16 protein-coding genes are annotated in these 14,510 nt (G+C 59.1%); 2 read left to right on the top strand and 14 right to left on the bottom strand.

The window, feature by feature from the left end; translation table 11 throughout:
* Positions 1–73: 73 nt before the first annotated feature.
* The 4 genes from ACTG2S_RS12170 to potA form a co-directional block, all read right to left on the bottom strand.
* Positions 74–1,141: an extracellular solute-binding protein gene (locus ACTG2S_RS12170; RefSeq protein ID WP_274161711.1), complete on the bottom strand. Its 1,068-nt coding sequence runs from the start codon at positions 1,139–1,141 to the stop codon at positions 74–76.
* 81 nt (positions 1,142–1,222) lie between these two features.
* On the bottom strand, positions 1,223–1,993 hold the full coding sequence (potC, locus tag ACTG2S_RS12165) for a spermidine/putrescine ABC transporter permease PotC (RefSeq protein ID WP_005336644.1): 771 nt from the start codon (positions 1,991–1,993) through the stop codon (positions 1,223–1,225).
* Entirely contained in the window at positions 1,990–2,877 is an 888-nt protein-coding gene (potB, locus tag ACTG2S_RS12160) for a spermidine/putrescine ABC transporter permease PotB (protein ID WP_274161712.1), read from the bottom strand. The genes potC and potB overlap by 4 nt, the downstream gene beginning before the upstream one ends.
* Positions 2,864–3,967 carry a spermidine/putrescine ABC transporter ATP-binding protein PotA gene (gene potA / locus ACTG2S_RS12155; protein ID WP_439982570.1) on the bottom strand — a complete coding sequence of 368 codons (1,104 nt, stop codon included), beginning with the start codon at positions 3,965–3,967 and terminating at the stop codon, positions 2,864–2,866. Before potA ends, potB begins: the two co-directional genes overlap by 14 nt.
* Positions 3,968–4,168: 201 nt before the next feature.
* Here potA and ACTG2S_RS12150 point away from each other — a divergent pair, with 201 nt between their 5' ends.
* Both ACTG2S_RS12150 and ACTG2S_RS12145 read left to right on the top strand, forming a co-directional pair.
* Entirely contained in the window at positions 4,169–4,906 is a 738-nt protein-coding gene (locus ACTG2S_RS12150; RefSeq protein WP_005351939.1) for a hypothetical protein, read from the top strand.
* A gap of 16 nt (positions 4,907–4,922) precedes the next feature.
* A complete protein-coding gene (locus ACTG2S_RS12145) occupies positions 4,923–5,609 on the top strand; it encodes a DUF2987 domain-containing protein (RefSeq protein WP_274161713.1) in 687 nt (228 codons plus the stop codon).
* Between the two features lie 102 nt (positions 5,610–5,711).
* Here the strand turns inward: ACTG2S_RS12145 and ttcA are convergent, their stop codons facing one another.
* From ttcA to ccoO, 10 genes are all read right to left on the bottom strand, one after another.
* Complete coding sequence (gene ttcA, locus ACTG2S_RS12140; protein WP_005336634.1) at positions 5,712–6,620, bottom strand: tRNA 2-thiocytidine(32) synthetase TtcA; 909 nt, start codon at positions 6,618–6,620, stop codon at positions 5,712–5,714.
* Positions 6,621–6,694: 74 nt separating this feature from the next.
* Positions 6,695–7,642: a universal stress protein UspE gene (gene uspE, locus ACTG2S_RS12135; RefSeq protein ID WP_005345417.1), complete on the bottom strand. Its 948-nt coding sequence runs from the start codon at positions 7,640–7,642 to the stop codon at positions 6,695–6,697.
* A 140-nt stretch (positions 7,643–7,782) separates the two neighbouring features.
* Positions 7,783–8,538 (bottom strand): FNR family transcription factor, encoded by a 756-nt coding sequence (locus tag ACTG2S_RS12130; protein WP_005351934.1) that lies wholly within the window; start codon positions 8,536–8,538, stop codon positions 7,783–7,785.
* Between the two features lie 68 nt (positions 8,539–8,606).
* Positions 8,607–9,293: a sulfite exporter TauE/SafE family protein gene (locus ACTG2S_RS12125; RefSeq protein ID WP_019446375.1), complete on the bottom strand. Its 687-nt coding sequence runs from the start codon at positions 9,291–9,293 to the stop codon at positions 8,607–8,609.
* A complete protein-coding gene (ccoS, locus tag ACTG2S_RS12120) occupies positions 9,277–9,465 on the bottom strand; it encodes a cbb3-type cytochrome oxidase assembly protein CcoS (protein WP_005336630.1) in 189 nt (62 codons plus the stop codon). Before ccoS ends, ACTG2S_RS12125 begins: the two co-directional genes overlap by 17 nt.
* A gap of 138 nt (positions 9,466–9,603) precedes the next feature.
* Positions 9,604–11,988, bottom strand: a complete 2,385-nt coding sequence (locus ACTG2S_RS12115) for a heavy metal translocating P-type ATPase (protein WP_439982568.1) — start codon at positions 11,986–11,988, stop codon at positions 9,604–9,606.
* Between the two features lie 86 nt (positions 11,989–12,074).
* Positions 12,075–12,575, bottom strand: coding sequence for a FixH family protein (locus ACTG2S_RS12110; RefSeq protein ID WP_439982567.1), 501 nt, complete (start codon positions 12,573–12,575; stop codon positions 12,075–12,077).
* 140 nt (positions 12,576–12,715) lie between these two features.
* On the bottom strand, positions 12,716–13,699 hold the full coding sequence (gene ccoP / locus ACTG2S_RS12105) for a cytochrome-c oxidase, cbb3-type subunit III (protein ID WP_236322104.1): 984 nt from the start codon (positions 13,697–13,699) through the stop codon (positions 12,716–12,718).
* The gene (locus ACTG2S_RS12100; protein WP_005336620.1) at positions 13,699–13,878 is read right to left on the bottom strand and encodes a CcoQ/FixQ family Cbb3-type cytochrome c oxidase assembly chaperone; all 180 of its coding nucleotides are present in this window, start codon (positions 13,876–13,878) and stop codon (positions 13,699–13,701) included. Before ACTG2S_RS12100 ends, ccoP begins: the two co-directional genes overlap by 1 nt.
* Positions 13,879–13,888: 10 nt before the next feature.
* Positions 13,889–14,503 carry a cytochrome-c oxidase, cbb3-type subunit II gene (gene ccoO / locus ACTG2S_RS12095; RefSeq protein WP_005336618.1) on the bottom strand — a complete coding sequence of 205 codons (615 nt, stop codon included), beginning with the start codon at positions 14,501–14,503 and terminating at the stop codon, positions 13,889–13,891.
* Positions 14,504–14,510: the final 7 nt, after the last annotated feature.

Below are 14,510 nucleotides of genomic sequence, written 5' to 3'. Positions count from 1 at the left end.
GACTCGAAAGACGAAAAAGGGGGCGATGGCCCCCTTTATCCATTAAGCCCATAAGGGCTGACTAACCGCAGACTTAACCTGCCTTGGCCACCATGGCTTTCAGCTGCAGGAAGTACTGCTCGTAGAGGCGGGAGGCATCACCCACATCAGACTGGAACTCGCCTTTGCGCTTGATCTCGTCGCTCGGGAAGACCATGGGGTTATTGCGAAACGCCGGGGTGAGCAGGGGAATGGCATCCTTGACCGGGGTGGGGTAGCCAATTGCCTCGGCCACCTTGGCGGCCACATCGGGGCGCATCAGGAAGTTGATCAGGGCGTGGGCCTCCTTCACATGCTTGGCCTTGGCCGGGATGGCGAGGTTGTCCATCCAGAGCACGGCGCCTTCTTCGGGGTAGGTCATCTGGATGGAGGGGTATTCGCGCTGGGCGCCGTAGGCCGAGCCGTTCCACAGCATACCGATATTGACCTCACCGGCGATAAAGGGATCGGCCGGGTTGTCGGAGTTGAACGCCTTGACGTTGGGCATCAGCTTTTTCAGGTATTCGAACGCTTCGGCAATTTGCGCCTTGTCCTGGGTGTTGGGGCTGTAGCCCAACTGCACCAGCGCGATATGGAACACCTCGCGGGCATCGTCCATCAGCAGCAGGCTCTCTTTCCACTCAGGTGCCCAGAGCTGTTTCCAGCTGGTCACCGGCTGCTCGATGATGTCGGTGTTGGTGCCGATCCCGGTCGCACCCCAGATATAGGGGATGGAGTAGCGGTTGTCCGGGTCGTACTCGTGGTTGAGCAGGGTGGGGTCGAGGTGCTTGAAGTTGGGCAGCTGGGCGCGATCCAGCGGCTGCAGCATTCCCTCTTTGGCCATTTTCGAGATGAAATAGGTGCTGGGCACGACCACGTCATAGCCGTCGCCATAGGTTTTCAGTTTGGCGTAGAGGGTCTCGTTGGATTCGTAGGTGGAGTAGATCACCTTGATGCCGGTCTCTTGCTGGAACTGCTCCAGCAGGCCGTCCGGCACATATTCCGACCAGTTGTAGAAGTAGACCACCTTGTCGTCGGCCGCGTGAGCGCTCTGGCTCAGCAGCGGGGTGGTGAGGGTGAGGGCGGCTGCCAGCAGGGCGCCGGCCTTGTGTTGGATTGTCATCAACAACTCCTTGGGGTTATGGGGCCTTGCGGCCCACCGTGACAGAGTTCGCCAAAGATGGCGGGGACGAAACGAGCAGGGTTAACCCTGCCGTTTACGCAGTAACAGTTGCGCCAGCAGCACCATCCCGAGGGAGGCGACCAGCATCAGGGTGGCCAGGGCGTTGACCTCGGGGGAGACCCCCACCTTGACCATGGAGTAGATCTTGAGCGGCAGGATCTCGTAGGCAGGGCCGGTAACAAAGGAGCTCACCACCACGTCGTCCAGCGACAGGGTAAAGGAGAGCAGCCAGCCTGCCATCACCGCCGGCAGGGCCAGCGGCAGTATGATGCGGCGCAGGATGATCCACTCGCCAGCCCCCAGATCCCGCGCCGCCTCCAGCATCCGCACATCGAAGCCACACAGCCGCGAGTAGACGGTGATCACCACGAACGGCAGACAGAAGGTGATGTGGGCGATCAGCAGCGACCAGAAGCCCAGCGCAATGCCGGTGACTACAAACAGGGTCAGCAGCGAAATGGCCATCACGATATCGGGGGACATCATCACCACGAACAGCATGCCGCTCACGTACTGCTTGCCGCGAAAGCGGTAGCGAAACAGCGCCACGGCGGTGAGGGTGCCGATCAGGGTGGCTGCGGTGGCGGTGAGGGCGGCGATGGTCAGGGAGTGCTGGGCCGCCTGCATCAGGCTGGCGCTGGCAAACAGCTTCTCATACCAGCCCAAGGTAAAGCCGCGCCAGTCGATGCCATATTTCGACAGGTTGAAGGAGTTGGCGATCAGCACCCCGATGGGTACATAGAGATAGCCAAACACCAGCAGCAAGAACAGAGCCTTCAGTGCGCGCATCATGCCAGCTCCCCCTTCTTGCTGAGCAGCTTGCCCGCCCGCCAGTAGCAGTAGACCAAGAGCGCCATCAGCACCGTCAGCATCACGCTGATGGCCGCGCCAAAGGGCCAGTCACGGCTGTTGAGGAACTGGGTCTTGATCAGGTTGCCGATAAGCAGATGTTTGGCGCCCCCCAGCAGATCGGAGACATAGAACATCCCCATGGCGGGCAGGAACACCAGCAGACAACCGGCGATGATGCCGGGCAGGGTGAGGGGCAGGATGATCCGTACCAGCCGCTGCCAGCCGTTGGCGCCAAGATCTCGCGCCGCCTCCAGCAAACGGCCATCCAGCTTCTCGATGCTGGAGTAGAGCGGCAGCACCATAAAGGGGAGCAGCACATAGACCAGCCCGATGATGACGGCCACCTCGGTATACATCATCTGCAGCGGCCGCTCGATAAGCCCCATATCCAGCAGCCAGCCATTGATCAGCCCCCGGGTGCCGAGCAGCACTTTAAGCGCATAGGTGCGAATAAGGGAGTTGGTCCAGAACGGCACCACCACCAGAAACAGCAGCAGCGGGCGGATACGCGCTGGCAGATGAGCCAGCAGCCAGGCAAAGGGGTAGCCCACCAGCAAGCAGATGGCGGTGGCGAGCAGCGCCAGCCAGAGGGAGTGGAGCAGCACCTCGAAATAGAGGGGGTCCAGCAGGCGGCCATAGTTGCTCAGGGTAAAGAGCGGCGCGATAAGCTCGGACTCATCGCGCGTGAGGAAGCTGACACCGATGATCATCAGGTTGGGCAGGAAGACAAACAGCGTCAGCCAGCCCAGGATCAGCGCGATGGCCGTGTTGCGAAAGCCGTTGTGGGCAAAGCTGTGCGCTACCCGCAGATTAGTGAGGCTCATAGGGCAGCACCACCTCCCAGCTGTCAACCCAGTGGATCGCCACCTCCTGACCGAGACGGTAGTCAAAGTCGGGGTCATCCTCGTCGAAGAACTCGGAGATAAGCAGCTGTTTGCCACTTTCGAGCTCGATCACCGAATCCAGCGTCGCCCCCTTGTAGTTGCGCTCGCGGATATTGCCCCGCAGCGCGCCACTTTGATCGTCATCCTGATCGAGAATGCGCAGATCTTCCGGGTGCAGCAGCACCAGCACCTTGTCGTCTGGCTGGAACGGCAAGGCGGTATGGAGCAGGCATTCGCGCCCCTCTACCTCGGCCTGCCAGATACCGGGCTCGCGCTGGCTGATCAGCTTGCCGTCCATCACGTTGATCTCGCCGATAAAGCGGGCCACGAACAGATTGGCTGGCGATTCGTAGATATCGCGCGGGGTGCCGCGCTGGATGATCTTGCCGCCCTCCATCACCAGGATGCGATCAGACATGGTGAGCGCCTCTTCCTGATCATGGGTAACGAAGACAAAGGTGATGCCAAGGCGACGTTGCAGCGCCTTGAGCTCGCTCTGCATCTGCTTGCGCAGCTTGTAGTCGAGCGCCGAGAGGGATTCGTCGAGCAGCAGCAGGCGGGGCTTGTTGACCACGGCACGGGCGATGGCGACCCGTTGCTGCTGACCGCCAGAGAGCTGATCCGGGCGGCGGTTGGCCAGCTCGGTGAGCTGCACCATGGCGAGAGTCTCCTCGACCCGCTGGCGGATCTCGCTGGCCGGTACTTTCTGCATCTCGAGGCCAAAGGCGACGTTTTCAAACACCGTCATATGAGGGAAGAGCGCATAGCTCTGGAACACGGTGTTGATGTGCCTGTGTTCGGCGGGGATATGGGTGATCTCGTCACCGGCCAGATGGATGGTGCCACCGTCGACCGATTCGAGCCCGGCCAGCAGGCGCAGCAGGGTGGTCTTGCCACAGCCGGAGGGGCCCAGCAGGGTAAGAAATTCACCGTCATAGATTTCAAGGTCAAGGTCACTCAGGATCACCTTGCCATCGTATTTTTTGCTGATCTTGTTCAGCGCGACAATTACCTGTGGATTGTTCATCATCCGCCAGTCTCACCCCAGCCAGTGGCCATCGTGTTGAAAGAGGGCCGCATTCTATGCAGCCGACACATGAAATTAAAGGCTTTTTGGCCCGAATTAGCCGCAAGTGTGCAGGAAAAACGGCTACGAATAGCAGACCAAATCGCTATAATGTGCCACCTGATTTGGTCGTTTTCGATATTGGATAGTCAATTGAGTAATAAAATGCGTATTGGCGGCTCCCTTGAGCAGTCTCTGAACCAGGGCTACCGCCTTGATCTGAAAGGGGTCATCCAGGAGGGATGGCAACAGACCCGCCGTACCGGATTTGGCCTGCTGCTGGCGATTGTCGGGGTGACGGCGATCTGGATCCTGCTCAGCAATGTGCTGCTGTTGCCCTATCTGGGGGATGACAGCCAGATGAATGTGGCCATGGTGCTGAGCTTGCTGATGACGGTGGTGATGGCCCCCATGACCAGCTCCCTCGATATGCTGGGGTTGCAGCAGTCGGTCGGGGTGCGCGCCCGCGCCAACCAGGTGTTCGACTTCTTCCGCCACTTTGTACGCCTCGGCATGTTGAGCCTGCTTGGCAGTCTGCTCACCAGCCTGTTTGGCCCGCTGTTCGATCTGCTGGGATTGCCCGCCGTACTCTCTTTCATCCCCTCGGCCCTGATCGGCATGGGGCTGCTCTTTACCGTCCCGCTGGTGCTTGAGCGTGGCCTGACGCCGCCCCAGGCCATTCTGGTCTCTCTCAAGCTTTTCGCACGCGGCTGGCCCAGCATTGTGCTGTTCCACGGCGTGATGACCGCGCTCTTCTTCCTGGCTCTGATCCCCATGGGGTTGGGGCTTATCTGGGTGGCACCGCTCTATTTCAACTGCAAGGGGATCCTCTATCGGGATCTCTGCGGGGTGGGGGTAGAGGTTAACGAGGTGACAGAAGGCCCCAACCATTTCAATGCATGATGCAAAAGGACGTTGAATGACCCGTCGATATGGAGTGACCAAGGCTGTGCGCCAGAGCCTGCTGGCCACGCTCTTGCTGCCAGGACTGGCGCTGGCTGAGCCGGTGCTGGCTCTGCAATACAGCACCTTCTACAGCCAGATGAAGACCTTTGCCAAAGGGGAGTTTGGTCACGCCAGACTGGGGTTTTATCTGACCGATCCGCAAAATGGCCAACGCTGCGGCCTCACCTTTGCCCGGGTTGCAACCGACAGTAAGGAAGTGGCGGGCGAGGTAACGGTCGATAGCGAACTGCGCCTGCCTTTTGATGAGGATCTCAACCTCGACAAGGGGATCGTGACCGTCGGCCTGAAAGAAGAGCACGCCACATGCGATATGACGGTACAGGTGATGGCCGATGCGCCAAACGGACCCGAGCTGCCGCTGGCCGAGCTGGCGGCCCGTCAGCAGCAGATGCAGTCGCTGCTCGACAAGATGGCGGGCATGGTCGGCAAGCACTTCCTGCCGAAAATGGAAGGGGTACGCATTACCCTGGTGCAGCAGAGCGGCACCGCTTATCTGATTGATGGCGCCCGTCAGGAGGCGCTGCCCTGGGAGGAGGGGCAGTTGCTGCTGAGCAATGAGCAGCTGGCCGCGTTCGCGACCGGGCAACTGCGCCTGCAGGGTGACGTGTTGCGCCTGACCCCCTGGCTGCATAAAGGGTGAGATCGGTTGCGCTGTCACCGCAGTGACAGGCTAATCCAGAAAGCAAAAAGGAGCGATGTTCGCTCCTTTTTTATTGTTTGGCATTTGCCCTGTGAGCGCGGCTTAGCGCACTTCAATCACATCCAGCATGTCCATCTCGTCGATATCCAGCAGCGGCGCCTTTGGCATCTCGGGCGGATCAAACGCCTTGTCGCCGCCATCGATGATGCCGGAGTCGCGGTTGATGCTCTTGAAGTCAAACAGCTTGTGGTCGAGCAGGTGGCTCGGGATCACGTCCTGAATGGCGGTGAACATGGTCTCGATACGACCGGGGAAGCGGCGATCCCAATCCTGCATCATCTGCTTGATGGCCTGACGCTGCAGGTTTTCCTGCGAGCCGCACAGGTTGCACGGAATGATGGGGAAGGCTTTGACGTCGGCGTAGCGGATCAGATCCTTCTCTTTGCAGTAGGCCAGCGGGCGGATCACCACGTTCTTGCCATCGTCGCTCACCAGCTTGGGCGGCATGGACTTGAGCTTGCCACCGTAGAACATGTTGAGGAACAGGGTCTCGAGGATGTCATCGCGGTGGTGGCCAAGGGCAATCTTGGTGCAACCCAGCTCCTGGGCGGTGCGGTAGAGAATACCGCGACGCAGCCGTGAGCAGAGGGAGCAGGTAGTTTTGCCTTCCGGCACCTTCTCTTTGACGATGGAGTAGGTATCCTCTTCGACGATCTTGTACTCGATGCCGAGGGAATCCAGATACTCGGGCAGCACATGCTCGGGGAAACCGGGCTGCTTCTGATCCAGGTTGACGGCAACCAGATCGAAATGGATGGGGGCGCTGGCTTTGAGGCTCATCAGTATGTCGAGCATACCGAAGCTGTCCTTGCCGCCGGAGAGGCAGACCATGACCTTGTCGCCCTCTTCAATCATGTTGAAGTCGGCAATGGCCTGACCCACGTTGCGCCGCAGGCGCTTCTGCAGTTTGTTAAAACTGTATTTTTCTTTGGCGTTCAGCTCTTCTAGCATGCTCGTAAAACCCGGGACACAAATAAGCGCGTTATTATAGCCATGTCCCGGGGGAGGGCAAGGTGCCAGGCACCTTATGATTGATTGCGACGACTGTCGACCGGGCAGCTATAGTCCGCCGGTTTGAGGATCAGGATGTCGCAGGAGAGGCGGTCAATCACATGTTCGGCGGTATTGCCGAGCAAAGCTGCAGAAAGCCCGGTACGGCCGACGCAGCCCATGATCATCAAGGTTGCCTTGAGCTCTTCGGCCATATCCGGCAACACCTCTTCCGGTAGCCCCTCTGCTACCCGGGTCCAGAGATGACCGATCCCGAACTTGTCGGCATGGCTGAGCAGCAGGCTTTCGTGGTGTTTGCGGATCGCTTCGTTGTAGGCGTTGGGATCAAACTCCGGCAGCTCGATGGCCACGTTGACCGGGGTGCCCGGGTAGGTATTGACCAGATAGAGGTTGGAGCCCAGCAGCTCGGCGATGTCGCTCCCCTCCTGGGTGATCCGTTCGTTGAGCAGTTTCTGATCCGGATCGTCGCTTGAGCAGTTGATGGCGGCGATGATGTTGCCGCCCCGTTGCCAGTGACCCTCCTTGACCAGCAGCACCGGACAGGGGCATTTGCGCAGCAGGTGCCAGTCGGTGGGGGTAAAGATGAAGGTTTGCAGGAAGCTGTGATGGTGAGTGGCTTTGACAACCAGATCGTGTCGCTGCTCCAGCACCTCCTGGATCACGCACTCGAAGGGACGATTGTGCCAGACCACTTTCACTTCGCACTCTATCCCCTGTGCCCGATAGGGGGTCAGGATCTCGTCCAGCCACTCACGTCGCTGTGAAATGACGCCGTCGCGCATCTCTTGCCGCTCGTCCACCGAGAGCATGGCAGTCATTTCATACGAGAAGTCATAGATGGTGAGCAGCAGGGTCAGATGGGCGTTTTCGTCCAGCTCGGCGACTTTGACTGCCCGTTCGAGGGCGATTTGACGCTCCTCTTCTGGATTGATAACCACCAGAATATTCTGATATTTGACCATCTTCTCCTCCTTGGAAAAGTCCAATGACAGCAGAATCTTAGCCATTACAGCTTAGCGCAGGAGGAGGGTATGGGGAACGTACCGGATCACATTCCAGAGGAAAGGATCCGGCAGAGAAAGCAGGAGAGTAAGCGGAAAAATCAGCCGCAGGGCGGGCGAGTTGCACCGGCCATCATGCCCAGCGCGACCTGATCAAGCACGGTAATGTATTTGCCTTTGACGCTGATGAGACCGGACTTCTGGAAGCGGCCGAGCAGACGACTGATGGTCTCGACGGTCAGACCCAGATAGTTGCCAATGTCACCACGGGTCATGGAGAGACGGAACTCCTTGGCGGAGAAGCCGCGTTCGGAGAAGCGTACCGACAGATTGTGCAGGAAGGCGGCGAGGCGCTCTTCGGCATTTTTCTTGGAGAGCAGCAGGATCATCTCCTGATCGCCCATGATTTCGCTACTCATCAGACGCATGATCTGCTGGCGCAGTTTGGGCATCTTGCCGGAGAGATCATCCAGCACTTCAAACGGGATCTCGCACACCATGGCCGTTTCCAGCGCCTGGGCGAAGGAGGGGTGGGCCTGCTTGTTGATGGCATCAAAACCGACCAGATCGCCAGCGAGGTGGAACGCAGTGATCTGCTCATCCCCTTGCTCGGTGATGGTGTAAGACTTGATGGTCCCGGAGCGGATGGCATAGAGCGATTTGAACTCATCGCCAGCCTTGAACAGCTCTTCACCCTTCTGAATCGGTTTCTTGCGCTCGATGATGCTGTCCAGCTGATCAAGCTCGTTGTCGTTCAGAGTGAAGGGGATACAGAGCTGACTGATGCTGCAATCCTGGCAATGAATTGCACAGCCACCGCTCTGGATACGTCTGCCAGGTTTCTTTTCCGGGATCATAGGCTCATACGAATAATTGATTTATATCAAACAAGTTTACCATCAACTCATCCGTTTTGGATAGGGTTTCAAAAGGAAGCAATGCCAATCCAGAAGGTATGCACCCCGAACAAAATGAGCAGCAGGGCACCGCCAAGGCGCAAACTGCGCAGGGTGAGCCAGTATCTCAGGCGATCGGCAAGCCCCCCCAACGCAAACAGGGTGGGCAGGGTACCGAGACCAAAAAAGAGCATGATCAGTGCCCCGCCGCTGGCCGAACCGGCCGCCGCACTCCAGGTCAGCATGGAGTAGACCAGCCCGCAGGGCAGCCAGCCCCACACCATGCCAAAGGGCAGTGCCTGCACAGGCGAGGTGAAGGGGAGAAACTTGCCCGCCAGCGGTTTGATACGGGGCCAAAGTCTGGCGCCGAGCCGCTCCAGCAGCAAGATCCCTTGCCACCAGCCCGCCAGATAGAGACCAAGCGCAATCATCAATAGCGCTGCCACGAGACGCAAGCCGGCAATAGCGTGTTTGCCAGCGCCCAGCTCACTGGTGGTGGCGAGCAGGCCGCCCACCAGTGCACCTGCAATGACATAGCTCAGGATCCGGCCGAGGTTGTAGTTGAGCAGATAGGCGAGTCGCCCCCAAAAGTGCTGCTTGTTGGCGGGGATCGCCATGGAGAGCGCGGCAGAGACACCCCCGCACATGCCGATACAGTGGGCAGAGCCTGCCAGTCCGACCAGCAGGGCGCCGGCCAGATCAAGGTTGTGGGTCATGGTCAGCAGGCTTTACCGGTTTGTGGGCAGGTTGCTCTTCGTCAAACAGGATGTTGGAACCCTGCCGGTCGAGATCTTCAAACTGCTCGGAGCGAATGGCCCAGAAGAAGACGACCCCGGCGATGATCACAAACAGGATGGCGATGGGGATCAGGACAAAAATTATATTCATGAGAGGTACCTTGGCGTTCATCCTTGGCAAGCGTCCCCTATGGTAACCCTGTTCGGGCAGGGGGCCAGCCGCTATCAGTGAGAAATGTGGCCTGCATAGGAGGCAGGCCACATTTTCAGCAATTTTCCGCCACCAGCCTCATCGGTTGAGGCGCATGGAGTTGGTTACCACGATGAGTGAACTGAGCGACATGCCCGCCGCCGCCAGATAGGGGGGCAGCCAGCCGCAGGCTGCCAGCGGCAGCACCAGCAGGTTGTAACCGATGGACCAGGCGAAGTTCTCGATGATGATCTTGCGGGTACGCATTGCCAGCACTCTGGCCTCGAGCAGTCGGCTCAGGTCATCGGCCAGCAGGATGGCGTCGGCGCTGTTTTTCGCCAGATCGGTGCCACCGGCCATGGCAAACGAGGCGTGAGCGCCAGCCAGTACCGGGGCGTCGTTGATGCCATCGCCCACCATGATACTGATATCCCCTTGGGCTTCCCGGGCCTTGAGGTAGGCCAGCTTGCCATCGGGTGAGACCCCCTTGACCAGCTCATCCACTCCCAGCTCGCGGGCAATCTCGTCTGCCTGCAAAGAGCTGTCGCCAGTCAGCACGGTAGTTTGCAGACCTGCCGCCTTGAATGCCGCGATCAGCGCCCTGGCATCGGGGCGCAGGGTATCTTCCAGATTGAAGTGGGCCAATACCTGCTGCTCGTTGGCCAGATAGATAGCCAGACCGCGGCCGCGCTCTTGCGCCGGATCCAGCCCAAGCCAGCGGGCACTGCCGATGCGGTAACGTACGCCATCCACCAACGCCGTGATGCCATGACCGATGACCGGGGTGATCTCGCGGGCGGATGGCAGCACACTGATACTGTCGGCAGGTAGCCGGAAGGCGCGAGCTATGGGGTGCTCGGATTGCGCCTCCATGGCCCGGGCGATGGCGAGGCAGTGCGTCTCGTCCATCTCTGCCAAGGTGGTTGTGCCTGTCAGACTGATCTCACCTGTGGTCAGGGTGCCAGTCTTGTCCATCACGATCCGGTTGGCCTTGGTCAGCACGTCCAGCACATGACCACGGCGCAGCAGAATGCCGTTGCGGGTCAGATTGGCGGTGGCCGAGGTTAGCGCCGTCGGGGTGGCCAGCGACAGGGCACAGGGGCAGGTGGCAACCAGCACGGCGAGGGTGACCCAGAACGCCTGATCCGGTTGATGGAAGTGCCAGAAGGTCCAGACCGCGGCGGCAATGATCAGCAGCACCAGAATAAAGTGGCGCGACAGTTGATCCGCCATCTGGGCGATGGCTGGTTTGTCATCGAGGGCGTGATCCTGCAGCCGCATGATCTGGGCGATCCGCGACTCTTCGATGCGGTGGGTCACCCGGATCTGTAGCGGCGCATCCGTGTTGATGGTGCCGGCATAGACCTGCTCACCGCGCTGTTTGAGCAGGGGCAGCTGTTCACCGGTCAGCATGGATTCGTTGAGGCTGGCTTGCCCTTCGACAATGATGCCGTCCGCCGGCAAGGTGGCGCCAGCCAGCACCCGTACCCGATCGCCGACCTGCAAGGTCTTGGCCGCCACTTCACGTTCCCCTTCATCATCGATGCGGGTCGCCATGATGGGCACCAGTCTGGCCAGGTTGGAGCTCGATTCCGACGCCTTGCGCCGGGCCCGCAACTCGAGAAAGCGCCCCAGCAGCAGGAAGAAGACGAACATGGTGATGGAGTCGTAATAGACCTCGCCGGTATTGAACACGGTGGCCCACATGGAGGCGATAAAAGCCCCGATCAGCGCCAGCGACACCGACACATCCATCGACAGGTGACCCTGCTTCAGGCTGCGCCAGGCCCCCACGTAAAAGGGCTGGGCCGAGTAGATCATGATGGGGGTGGAGAGCAGCAGGCTTATCCACTTGAAGTAGACCATGAACTCATCTTCAACGCTGATGAACAGATCCATGTAGAGGGCCACGGCGCACATCATCACCTGCATCGAGCCAAGCCCTGCCAGTGCCAGCCGGAACATATAGCTGCGCACCTCTTTGGCGTAGAGCGCCTCCTGTTGATGGGTCTGGAACGGATAGGCGCGATAGCCGATCTGGGCAAATCCCTTGAGGATGTCACTCAGGGAGAGCTGGTCCGGATCCCACTTGATGCGGGCCCGGTGGGTGGTGGTGTTGACGTTGATGTAGCGCAGGCCGCCAAGGGTCATCAGGTGGCGTTCGATCAGCCAGGCACAGGCGGCGCAGGTGAGCCCTTCAACTGTCAGCTGGATTTCGCGAAGGGTACCGCTATCGGTGACAAACTCCTGTTGCACTTCTGCCAGATCGTAGTGGGTGAGGGCGGCCAGCTCCTCGGGTACCAGATCCCCCTTGGTGCCGGGGGCGGTGCGGTGATCGTAGTAACTGGCGAGGCCGCACTCCATGATGGTTTCCGCCACCGCCTGACAACCGGGGCAGCACATGGGGCGAACAATCCCCTTTATCTCGAGGGAATAGCCACTATTGGCGGGTACCGGCTCGCCGCAGTGAAAACAGGGGGTCATGCGTTATGCCTCCCTGAATGCAGAATGCAAGCAGCAGGGGCGCTGGCGAGAACCGGCTCGCCACAGTGAGAACAGCCGGTCATGGCTTAGCGTCCTTTCGGGTCGAGTTCGACAGGGGCCAGGGTGGGCAGCTGGACGGTCTCTTGCAATCGCCACTCGTGGTCAAAGGCATCGACCCGAATGTGCCACTTGCCGACCAGCGGCTTGTCGAAATGGAGGCGATAGGTGCCGCTCGCATCGGCGGTGATCATGTGTTCGCTGTCCTGACCGGCCAAGGTCGGGTGGAACAACGAGAGATAGAGAGCTTGCCCGGCAGGAATATCGCCGCTGATGGGTTTGAGAGTCAGCTCGTTGCCGTCAACCTCCAGCCCAAAGCGGATATTGAGGGCTTCGGAGCGGTCAAACTTGCTCAAGTCCTGATTGATTTCTTTCCCTTGTTTGTAATAGTCCTCGGCCACCAGATTGACCCCATCCTTGCTGGCGATGATGGCGGTGGCGATACTGCCGATAACAGCGGCAGTGGGGAGGGCGATGATAAACCAGGGCCAGAATTGGCGATACCACGGTTTGGATAGAGGTTGGGTCATGATTGCTACTGCCATGAAACGAATGATTAACGTGGAAGATGGTTTTTACGCAACACAAGATAACAAAAAGCCTCGAGGAGTCGAGGCTTTTTGCTGTGTAATCACGTGTTTATCACATGTTACAACGTTACGGGCGAACCTTATTTGGCAGACTGTTGATGAGACAGGCTGTAAACGTAGGAGGCCAGCAGGTGAACCTTGTCCTCACCCAGAATATCTTTCCAGGCTGGCATCACGCCGTGACGACCGTGGGTGATGGTTTGCACTACCACTTCGCGGGAGCCACCGTAGAGCCAGGTGTTGTTGGTCAGATCTGGCGCGCCGACGGCAACACCGCCCTTGGCATCGGCCCCGTGGCAGGCAGCGCAGATGGCGAAGCGTGCTTCACCTTTCTTCGCTTCCACCAGGTCGACCTTGCGACCGGAGAGGCTCAGCACATAGGAGGCCACTTCCTGAACGCCATCTTTGCCGAGGATTTCACCCCAGGCAGCCATGATCCCCTGACGACCGCCCATGATGGTGGTCTTGATTTGATCAGGCTGGCCGCCCCATTGCCATTCGCTGTCGGTCAGGTTCGGGAAACCGCGGCCACCACGGGCATCGGAGCCGTGGCACTGGGAGCAGTTCTGCAGGAACAGACGCTGACCCACTTTCAGGGCTTCCGGATCCTTGGCGATCTCGGTAATGGCACGATAGGTTTTGCCATCCGCTTCGTAGGTGAGTTCACGGAACTTGGCGCCGTAGATCTCGTCAGCCTTGGCGACCTCGCGGTCATACTCCACCGCGCGACCTTCAGCCTTTGCCGATGCGGTTGCAGCCTTGGACTCGGCCAGCGAGCGCACGTCCTGGTTGGAACTTTGCCAGCCCAGCAGGCCTTTGAAGTTGCCAAGCCCCGGGAAGGCGATCAGATAGACCAGACCGGTGACGATGAAGAAGAGGAACATGTAAGTCCACCACTTCGGCAGCGGGTTGTTGATCTCCTCGATGCCATCGAAGGAGTGACCCATCGATTTGCCTTCTTCAACACCCATCTTGTCCTTGCGGCACCACATCAGCAGCAAGAAGCAGCCGAGGATGGTTCCCAGACTGATGACAGTCACAAAAATGCTAAACAGAGTGCTCATTATTGTTTCGCTCCTGCGTTCTTTTTATCAGCACCGGGTTGCTCATCATCGGCAAAAACCAGATTGGCAGCCTCGTCGAAAGAGGTCTTGCGGCGTTTGCTGTATGCCCAGACGATGATGCCAATCATGATGGCCATCAACAGCAGGGTATACAGACCGCGAAATGTACCGTAGTCCATCTTCGCCTCCTTATTTCAGGGCATGACCCAGTGATTGCAGATAGGCCACCAGCGCATCCAGCTCGGTTTTGCCCTTGACGGCTTCGCCTGCACCCTGAATATCGGCGTCGGTATAGGGCACACCGAAGTGATCGCGGAACAGCGCCAGCTTCTTGGCCGTCATCTCACCGGTCAGCACATTGGTATCAAGCCAGGGGTAGGCGGGCATGTTGGATTCCGGTACCACATCGCGCGGGTTGATCAGGTGAACCTTGTGCCACTCGTCGGAGTAGCGGCCACCAACACGGGCCAGATCCGGACCAGTACGCTTGGAGCCCCACAGGAAGGGGTGCTCCCAGACGCTCTCGCCAGCGACCGAGTAGTGACCGTAACGCTCGGTTTCGGCACGGAACGGACGGATCATCTGGCTGTGGCAGTTGGTGCAGCCTTCGCGAATGAAGATGTCGCGTCCTTCCATCTGCAGAGCGGTGTAGGGTTTGAGACCCTCCACCGGCTCGGTGGTCTGCTTCTGGAAGAACAGCGGAGTGATTTCAACCAGGCCCCCCAGACTGATGGCGAAGATGATGCCGACCACCAGCATGGGAACGCTTTTTTCAAATATTTCGTGACGGTTATTGTTGCTCATGGGTTGA

This window comes from Aeromonas sp. 82P, assembly GCF_051919365.1.
Taxonomy (GTDB): Bacteria; Pseudomonadota; Gammaproteobacteria; order Enterobacterales; family Aeromonadaceae; genus Aeromonas; species Aeromonas veronii.
Note: the sequence above shows the minus strand (reverse complement) of the source record. Positions and strands in the feature narration are given on the sequence as shown.

Coding starts and splice junctions, on each gene's coding strand:
- uspE (WP_005345417.1), bottom strand. CDS start 7,642: ATGGTCAAATATCAGAATATTCTGGTGGTTATCAATCCAGAAGAGGAG.
- ccoP (WP_236322104.1), bottom strand. CDS start 13,699: ATGAGCACTCTGTTTAGCATTTTTGTGACTGTCATCAGTCTGGGAACC.
- ACTG2S_RS12150 (WP_005351939.1), top strand. CDS start 4,169: ATGCGTATTGGCGGCTCCCTTGAGCAGTCTCTGAACCAGGGCTACCGC.
- ttcA (WP_005336634.1), bottom strand. CDS start 6,620: ATGCTAGAAGAGCTGAACGCCAAAGAAAAATACAGTTTTAACAAACTG.
- ACTG2S_RS12130 (WP_005351934.1), bottom strand. CDS start 8,538: ATGATCCCGGAAAAGAAACCTGGCAGACGTATCCAGAGCGGTGGCTGT.
- ACTG2S_RS12145 (WP_274161713.1), top strand. CDS start 4,923: ATGACCCGTCGATATGGAGTGACCAAGGCTGTGCGCCAGAGCCTGCTG.
- ACTG2S_RS12115 (WP_439982568.1), bottom strand. CDS start 11,988: ATGACCCCCTGTTTTCACTGCGGCGAGCCGGTACCCGCCAATAGTGGC.
- potC (WP_005336644.1), bottom strand. CDS start 1,993: ATGATGCGCGCACTGAAGGCTCTGTTCTTGCTGCTGGTGTTTGGCTAT.
- ccoO (WP_005336618.1), bottom strand. CDS start 14,503: ATGAGCAACAATAACCGTCACGAAATATTTGAAAAAAGCGTTCCCATG.
- potA (WP_439982570.1), bottom strand. CDS start 3,967: ATGATGAACAATCCACAGGTAATTGTCGCGCTGAACAAGATCAGCAAA.
- ACTG2S_RS12100 (WP_005336620.1), bottom strand. CDS start 13,878: ATGGACTACGGTACATTTCGCGGTCTGTATACCCTGCTGTTGATGGCC.
- potB (WP_274161712.1), bottom strand. CDS start 2,877: ATGAGCCTCACTAATCTGCGGGTAGCGCACAGCTTTGCCCACAACGGC.
- ACTG2S_RS12170 (WP_274161711.1), bottom strand. CDS start 1,141: ATGACAATCCAACACAAGGCCGGCGCCCTGCTGGCAGCCGCCCTCACC.
- ccoS (WP_005336630.1), bottom strand. CDS start 9,465: ATGAATATAATTTTTGTCCTGATCCCCATCGCCATCCTGTTTGTGATC.
- ACTG2S_RS12110 (WP_439982567.1), bottom strand. CDS start 12,575: ATGACCCAACCTCTATCCAAACCGTGGTATCGCCAATTCTGGCCCTGG.
- ACTG2S_RS12125 (WP_019446375.1), bottom strand. CDS start 9,293: ATGACCCACAACCTTGATCTGGCCGGCGCCCTGCTGGTCGGACTGGCA.